Origin of the sequence: Komagataeibacter oboediens (genome assembly GCF_003207815.1) — a bacterium.
In the GTDB taxonomy this organism is placed as follows: Bacteria; Pseudomonadota; Alphaproteobacteria; order Acetobacterales; family Acetobacteraceae; genus Komagataeibacter; species Komagataeibacter oboediens.
Window position 1 is genome coordinate 1 of the sequence record NZ_NKTX01000095.1, and the last position, 6,997, is coordinate 6,997.

8 protein-coding genes are annotated in these 6,997 nt (G+C 52.5%); 1 reads left to right on the plus strand and 7 read right to left on the minus strand.

Annotation, left to right across the window (positions count from 1 at the left end; translation table 11 throughout):
* Window positions 1–48 precede the first annotated feature (48 nt).
* From CFR80_RS16255 to CFR80_RS16285, 6 genes are all read right to left on the minus strand, one after another.
* Complete coding sequence (locus CFR80_RS16255) at window positions 49–456, minus strand: hypothetical protein (RefSeq protein WP_258367893.1); 408 nt, start codon at window positions 454–456, stop codon at window positions 49–51.
* A 778-nt stretch (window positions 457–1,234) separates the two neighbouring features.
* Window positions 1,235–1,444, minus strand: a complete 210-nt coding sequence (locus CFR80_RS19500; RefSeq protein ID WP_181418260.1) for a hypothetical protein — start codon at window positions 1,442–1,444, stop codon at window positions 1,235–1,237.
* 210 nt (window positions 1,445–1,654) lie between these two features.
* Entirely contained in the window at window positions 1,655–2,401 is a 747-nt protein-coding gene (locus CFR80_RS16265; protein ID WP_231850461.1) for a replication initiator protein A, read from the minus strand.
* Window positions 2,402–2,563: 162 nt separating this feature from the next.
* The gene (locus tag CFR80_RS16270; protein ID WP_010517477.1) at window positions 2,564–3,445 is read right to left on the minus strand and encodes a ParB/RepB/Spo0J family partition protein; all 882 of its coding nucleotides are present in this window, start codon (window positions 3,443–3,445) and stop codon (window positions 2,564–2,566) included.
* Entirely contained in the window at window positions 3,445–4,467 is a 1,023-nt protein-coding gene (locus tag CFR80_RS16275; protein ID WP_026018869.1) for a ParA family protein, read from the minus strand. The genes CFR80_RS16270 and CFR80_RS16275 overlap by 1 nt, the downstream gene beginning before the upstream one ends.
* Before the next feature lie 1,104 nt (window positions 4,468–5,571).
* Window positions 5,572–5,970 (minus strand): VOC family protein, encoded by a 399-nt coding sequence (locus tag CFR80_RS16285; RefSeq protein WP_010517470.1) that lies wholly within the window; start codon window positions 5,968–5,970, stop codon window positions 5,572–5,574.
* 69 nt (window positions 5,971–6,039) lie between these two features.
* On the opposite strand from CFR80_RS16285, the gene CFR80_RS16290 reads away from it, so the two are divergent.
* Window positions 6,040–6,759 carry a helix-turn-helix transcriptional regulator gene (locus CFR80_RS16290; protein WP_010517467.1) on the plus strand — a complete coding sequence of 240 codons (720 nt, stop codon included), beginning with the start codon at window positions 6,040–6,042 and terminating at the stop codon, window positions 6,757–6,759.
* Here CFR80_RS16290 and CFR80_RS19640 read toward each other — a convergent pair.
* On the minus strand, window positions 6,746–6,997 hold a 252-nt coding region (locus CFR80_RS19640; RefSeq protein WP_220032755.1), incomplete at its 5' end, for a hypothetical protein. The two genes, CFR80_RS16290 and CFR80_RS19640, sit on opposite strands and share 14 nt — an antisense overlap.

The window sequence follows — 6,997 nt, forward strand, 5'->3', positions numbered from 1 at the left end:
CGCCGCATACCGTTTCCGCGTAACCTTGCCCATAAAACACGTCCTCGTTCAGGCCAGATGATAGCTTATCGCCCTGTCCGAAAAATGGGGACCACTTCTATCTTCCCAGCCCGAGCGGGCGCTATCGCTTCCGGATGGAAACAGGTTGTTCGCCAGTTCTTCTGCTCCAAAGCCGATGAAGCGTGACAGGATGATCTGTTCGGGGGACGAAGCGTTTCGATCTGCTTCTTCGATCTCCTTGAGCAGCGCGATAGCCAGCGCATTGTCACGGGCCCGCTGTTTCCAGGTGTCAGCGAGGCCACGGTTGGCCGGCATATGGAAATCAATCTGGGGAAGGACCATCGCGGCCGGCAAGACAGGGGGCGAGCCATCTTCGCCTTCAAGTTCGCCCCAGAAAAGGTCGTTCTGGGTATCTGCGAGAGCGGTTGTGCCGAAGAGGTTGAGCTGGAACGACATGGCCGTGCTCCGTACAAACGCCGGCGCCCGGCGCTGCCTCTGCAGGCCGGGATGTTTCCGGGTCAGGTTTTCGGGATGTCAGGAACGGGCGTGCTAATCAGGTTATGCAGCCTGATTACTCTCTCCTTCAGCTCTTATTGCGACCGGGTCGGGCGGTGCGGGGCAACGGTGCTGCGTAGCGGCAGCACCGGACCCGCGCGCAGGCGACGCAGACGCCGAGCACGGGGAGGAGCCGCCCCTTGCGGCGTGCTGGTCGATCTGGTGCTTTTACATACTGGCTTATATTTCTATTATGGCTTTTTATTCTCGGTTTATTAGCTTTTGGATTCTCGAATCTAAATCATATCCCTAAAGGGGTGTTTCTCGATTGGTGTAGTTGCAGAGATTGCGACGTTAATTCAACGTCGAATAAGCTGCTTCTTCAAGGGGGGAAAGCTGCTGCTTTCATACCGGAAGGTAATGCGTCTTAGCGCGAACTGAAGATGGAATGCAAGGAAGGCAGACTTATCCCCAACGGTCGAGTTAGAAGGTTATTTTTAAACTGTTAAAAAGTTAAAGGCCGAAAAGCGCGTTTAATATCATTTGGTTAGGGCCTGTTTCTGTGCGCGATGTTCCGATAAGGCGTGCGCGATATTCCGAAAGAAAGCGTGCGCGATATTCCGTTGGGATGTGCGCGATGTTCCGATAAGACGTGCGTGATATTCCGAACGAGAATCGCGTTGCTGTGAATAATGGGAGTAATCATCGTCGACAGGGCAGAAGGCATACTTTGCGACCGTCAAGAACAACTGCAACAGGCCTCCAATTCTTGAGAATGGATATAGGGAAGAGAAAACTTCGGAATATCGCGCACGCCGGAAAAGGCATTAGGCCAGATATTCGGAATATCGCGCACATTAACGATCTTCACCTTGCTAATTCGGTCATCAAGTTCACGCCGATAGTTGCCCAAGGTGTTTATGAGGCGCAGTCTCTGCCCAAACGCCATGAATTCGGAACATCGCGCACGTTTAAGGTAGGTCTCTGGCGTTCGGACGTCCGTGCGTGTGATTCCTTGGGCGATGACAAGTTATGGCATCCGATAAGTAGCAGGCTTGATATCTTAGGTATTTTGCGCTTCACAGCAGCCTAGGAAAACAAACGCGACAGCGTCTCATGGTTCGGAACATCGCGCACATGTCCTGCTCATATTTTATCGCTAAGATTGTGATTCTCGATGTTCAAAAATCACTACGGGACGCCCTCCCCTTGGACCTACTTCGAGGGATAGCTGATAATCGGGGATAACGTCATCGCCTATAATTTTGAGAAGATCTCTTTTGAAAAATCGTAATTCGCGTGTAGTACCGATTTTCTTGGCGAGTTTATCTAGACTAATTTTCCATATTTCCTGGTTACCAAGATGCTTTCGTCCGATTTCATAAATACGGCGCCCCAAGCCACTATCGAGACTAAAATAAGTGGGGTTAATTGTCAGCACCCTGCGTTCCTTGACGAGGGCACGAAACATCCAGTCATTGAGCGTAATTTCAATGGCTGCCATAATTTTACGTCCAGTCGATGTTTTCCGCTCGACTACGCGCCATGTCTCTATCCAGCCAAACCCGCGCCGGTCGCGTTCGTCTGCAGATTCGATGGTTGTCATGATATTTGTAGATCTCAGACGATGAAGCGCATCGAGCAAAAGGTCGTAGCTGCGCTTACCTGTTCCTCGACCGGTGACGCGCAGGAGATCATGCGCAGCGAAGCGGACTGTATGGTCGACAGTCATTCCTCGCTCAATGCGTTCATTGATAAGAGAGACGACATAAAGAAGTATGTCTTTATCCCAAATCGTCGCAAGCCCTTTTGGGCCAGGTTCTATGGTAATTTGTATTTTCCCGTCGTCATATACCAGAGGCTCCATGCGCGGTTGCTTCTGGATGCTGAAGAACGGATATTCCATAAGGGCTCTGTCATCCTTTAACGGAGCCCCTATTAGGGAGTCGACAAACAGGTCAGCTTCGTTGCTAGCCATTATCTACCCCAGCCTTGCCTTTTGTGCGCGATGTTCCGAATGCAAACAAACCGGTTAATACAGCCAGGGTCAATGATTCTCTCGTCAGTGTTACGTATTTTCATCACCCAGCACCTGATCAATCTCGGCCCGGAGTCTTCGCAAGCGTTCACGGTCTTCCGAATTAAGCGGGAGTTGTTGGGCACGGACTTCACTTAGACGCTGGGCCATCCTGTCTACGGATGTAAACGTAAATCCAGAAGGTTTGCGGGTCGGTGCGGATTCTGGCCGTTCGAGGTCAGCTCGACCCAGTCGAATAGCTTTTACTGTGAGTTGTCCGGTTCTGGCTTGTTCAATGAGCTCTTGTTGTCTCACAGGATCCGGGACTCGTGCGAGTTCCACAAGGGTATTTCGTGCCACACCTCGCTCTGACGTCAACTCTTCAAGGATATCGGTTGGGAGCGTCAGGATTTTCAGGATAGAGCTAATTTCGCCGCGACTTTTTCCAAGAACTTCACCTGCCTGGCTCTGGTTCCAGCCTCTTTTTTCAATCAGTCGTTGGATGCCGGTTGCTTCTTCCAGAGGGTTTAGGTCCACTCTCTGAAGGTTCTCAATGAGCGCTGCGACTTCAGCATCACCGTCGTGTTCAATTGCAAGCATGCTGGACCAGCCAGCATGTTGCGCTGCTCGCCAACGGCGTTCGCCCGCGACTATGACCCATCGTTTGTCGGATTGTGAGTTCGTGACACGACGTACAAGAATGGGTTGAAGCTGTCCTTCAGCGACCATGGTTTCTGCTAGTGCTGCGATACTCTCGTCGTCGAAACTTTTTCGCGGTTGGTCCGGATCTGGCGCTACTTCTGTCAAAGGAACTTCGAATGTATGTCGAAATTTGCCGTCCTGGCGAACGAAACTGTTGCTGGCGTCGTCAATGAGACCAGCGGCTACGCCGAGAATAGGAGACGGGGCTTTTGTTTTGCGTCGGGTTGCCATCACGCATTACTTTCAGGCTGTTCGATATCTGCAAGCGGAAAATCTGTCTTCGTTTGGAGTGCTTGTGCCAGTCGAAGGTATGGTGCCGTTGCGGCTGCTGAAGAAGAGGACTCCAACGCAATCCTGCCTGCGCGTGCAGCATGACCGTACACAGCGCTTGAAGGCACGGGTTCCAGAACTGGAGCGCGGTCTTTCATCATGGAACATAAGTGTTGAAGGACTTCGCGGTCCACAGATTTGCGTGCGTTATATTGGGTCGGTAAAATACCAAGGAGTCGAAGCCCTGGATTCAGACGACGCTGGATCTTGCCGATGGTGCCGATAATCAGGCCAACGCCCATTGTGTCGTAAGGCTCGGTTCTCACAGGGACAATTGCATCATCGGCAGCAGCAAGGCTCATCCATGTAAGCATGCCGAGATTGGGAGGTGCATCGATCACGATCCAGTCGTAGTCCTCACGGACAGGATCAATGGCTTCCCGTAGCGCGGCGTCAAAACCGGGTTCTCTCCGGCCGTCCGTTTCGGCTAGGTCAATATGGCTGGCGATGAAATCGAAAGGCAGTTCGCGTCCGTCTGGTAGCGTGCCCGCCGCAACCACGATCTCAGAAAGGGGTTTTCCACCAAGGATGAGATGAGCGGTCGTTTTGGCTTGATGATAAAGTTCAACACTGGCGCCAGCGAGTATCCCGGCTGTAGCTGTGGCTTGTGGATCCATATCAATGAGAAGAACGCGCCCTCCCAGTGATGACAACGCGTATGCGAGGTTGAGCGATGACGTTGTTTTCCCAACGCCGCCTTTTTGGTTTGCCAGCACAAGTATTCTTGCAGAATCTTGAACTGCGCCAGCCATATTACGTATCACCTCGGCGACATCATCCGGGATTGGTTCTTTATCGTTTTCCCACCGGCTAATCTTGGGCTTATCATAGCTTCGGCCAAGTCTGCGGTTGAGTTCATCTTTGATGTCGGCCTGACTTAATCGCAAAGTCAGTCGGCTATTTCGAAATGTTTGACCGTTCATTATGGCTTCCCCAGACAGACTTTTGATGCGTAAAATAGCATCAACATCAACGATGATGGTTGATGTTGATTGTTATCAGTCTTTCTTGTCAAGGAAAAAATCGACGGCATATGGGCTGATATGAAGCCCTAAATTGGTCTTCGAGAGATACGATCAATGTTGCCTGCTTCTCGTCGAACATCTAATCCGGCCCAGGTGCGGCATGGCTGAAGTGGCAACTTAGGACCATATTATAGATTACTTGTGTCTTGAATGAGGCTTTGTCAAAGCGGACGAAGCATTAAAACGAGGCATAAATCAGCCGAGGAGATAGCGATCAAAGATATAATGGAGGATGATATTTTGCTGTGCGACGTGTTACGATAGTCTTCTGGTTCTAGTTCATCCTTATGCTCAATGTTCGGACGTCAGAACATCAGATGGCGCGTACCGGATTTTTATGAGCAGTGGTTCTGGACGTCGTTGGTCATCGAGATCGTGGTCGGTTCCTTGATTGCACTCCCCCCAAGTTCAGGAAACCTATCGAACATGCATTCACCCTGGCTGGGGACTTGGATAATGCGTCGTTTTTCCTCATCGTCCACTGCGAGCGATCGCAAGGCGTGCTATGTCGATGAGGGGGCAGCAACCAATTCCGCTGTCTTCATGTGGCCGGCGTTTCATCCGAAAGATCGTCATGGAACGTACTCGCTGCAGTGAGACGTTCGCTGGACATGGTAAGACTGCGCATTGCCGCACCTTGGCGGCTCTAGCCTATGACAGCAAGACGGATCGCAGCATCGGGATAGACCAGGACGCTGCCATGGCGCTCATCCTCGAATGTTCAGGAGGCCGACCTGTTAATCATGTGGAGATGACGATACGGTACAAGCGGATCATCGACGTTCTTTTTCAAGGCATGAAAGAAGTGAGAGATAGGTCACGCTGCTACATATGCCGTTTTGCTTTGAACTAGGACGACGTAAAGCTGTCACGAAACCGAGACACCGGGCCTAAATGACCGGTTTCTTCAGGTTAGTTTCCAGAACTAGGTCGTTCGCCTCCCCTCCCCCCGCTTTCCTGTATGTTGTCTATAGAAATAACAGACCGGTTGGCCACCCGTTGTCACCGGGTTCCGAAACGGGCGCGGGCGGCTTTGGTTAACGGCGTAAACAGGCTGATGATCGTGCCCTCGGGATCGCGAAACTGGGCCGTGCGGTTGCCCCATGGTAGCAGCTTTGGCTCAATCACAACGTCCACCCTGTTTTTCAGGCGTGCGAATACGGCATCCACGTCATCAACCCTGAATTCCAGAATTGCGGTGCGGTTTGCCCCCGGTTCGGCAGTTCCTTCCCTGAACAGGGCGACCGTCTCGGCGCTACCGATCGCGAGTGTCGCGCCAGGGGTGACGATTTCGGCAAACTGGGGTGCAAGCCATTCGGCAGGCTGTCCGGTCACCAATTCATAAAATGCAACCATGGCGTTGATGTCAGCGGCAATCAGGCGGGTAGAGGCAAATTTCATCGGGCGGTTCCTCCATAAGGTTGTGTTTGCCGTCTTTTGGCACAATCATGCTGACAGCATCCTGTCAGCATGATTGCAAAGCCCTTGCGCAGTACCGATCGCCTTTTTCAGATCATCCAGATCCTGCGCCGGTCGTCGCGCCCCGTCACGGCGCGGGCGCTGGCTGGGGAATTGGAGGTCTCTACGCGCACGATCTACCGCGATATCGCGCATCTGATGGGGCAGCGCGTGCCCGTTTCAGGTGAGGCTGGCGTTGGATACGTGCTCGGCTCCGGATACGACATGCCGCCGCTTGCGCTGACCCCGGTGGAAATTGAGGCGATCGTTCTGGGCGCGCAGTGGGTAGCAGCCCATGGCGATGAAATGCTTGCACGTACGGCATTGGACGTTCTTGCCAAGATTGCGGCAGTCGTGCCCGAGCGCCTGCAGCCATTTATCATTGCGCCGAGCACTGCGGCGAAGCTGCCTCTTGATGCGTCCGAGGATACGGTGGACGCGGCGGACTTTCGATCTGCAATACGTAAAGAAATGAAATTGCGCCTGCATTATTGCGATCAACGGGGTACGCTAACCGAGCGTACGGTATGGCCAGTGGTTCTTGGCTATTCGGATACCACGCGCGTACTGATCGCTTGGTGCGAACTGCGACAGGACTTCCGTCATTTTCGTACGGACCGGATAACCGTAGTAGAAAAGCTGGATGAGCGGACAGGTGAACCATACCACCGACTGCTTCGCCGTTGGGAGATATGGCGTGCATCGGAACTGGCTCGGCTCAAGTCCCATTAATTCGTTGAACAGCGCTGGATGTCGTGATCCGCAACGGTTTTTGATGCGAAGACACCCAGAAATCGTATGGCCAGCATCCCATCGAAGGAGAACCGGAAATCAAGACTGAAAGTTGCGCATTGAGAAAAGCAGCGTCTAACAGTCTGTCGGGTTGGCCATTTTGAGGGTTATAAGGTCGAGGCTGACCCGGCTTATGCCGCCTGAAGCCGTGCCATTCTTTTGCAGTTATATGCGAGTG